This is a genomic window from Streptomyces sp. UNOB3_S3, from assembly GCF_020740895.1.
GTDB lineage: Bacteria > Actinomycetota > Actinomycetes > Streptomycetales > Streptomycetaceae > Streptomyces.
Window position 1 is genome coordinate 1 of sequence record NZ_JAILXP010000769.1, and the last position, 629, is coordinate 629.

Genomic DNA, 629 nt, shown 5'->3' on the forward strand with positions numbered 1-629 from the left:
ACCCCACCCCCTGGCTGGCCGTCCTCATCCTCGCCCGCCGCACCGGCACCGCCGACGAACGCGTCCGCGCCTTCGACCAGGTCCGCGCCCGCCACCGCGACCACCACCACGCCCACCACCTCATGGCCGCCTGCCTGGCCGAGCGCCAGGAGGGCGACCGCGACGACCCCCTCCACGAGGTCTACGACTTCGCCGCCTGGGCCGCCGAACAGGCGCCCGCCGACTCCCCCCTGGCCGTCCTGCCCGTCATCGCCCACGCCGAGCGCTACCGCGCCCTCGCCCGCGCCGGGCTGGAGCCCGGCGACCCCGCCCGGTCCGCACACTGGACCACGCGCCGGGCCCGCCAGGTGATGAAGGCCGCCTTCGACTGGTGGCTGGAATGGGACGTCGACGAGGACACCGCCGACGGCACGGACACCGCGACCGCCGTCACCGCCCACCCCCGGCGCAAGGTCGACCTCAACTACCTCGCCCACGCCAAGCTCCACGAGGGCCGCCTCGCCGAGGCCGCCGCCCTCCTCACCCGCATCGGCCCGCACGCCACCCGGGCCCCCTGGACCTACCCCGACCGGGATCCCGGCGCGGCCTTCCGGGCCGCCCGCCGCGCCGCGCTCGGCGCGACATGACCC

Annotated in this window: 1 pseudogene; it reads left to right on the top strand. The window is 77.6% G+C overall.

From position 1 onward, the window contains the following. Nucleotides 1-626 (top strand): annotated as a pseudogene (locus K6I33_RS35545) (hypothetical protein); the annotation flags it as partial. Between the last annotated feature and the right edge of the window lie 3 nt (nucleotides 627-629).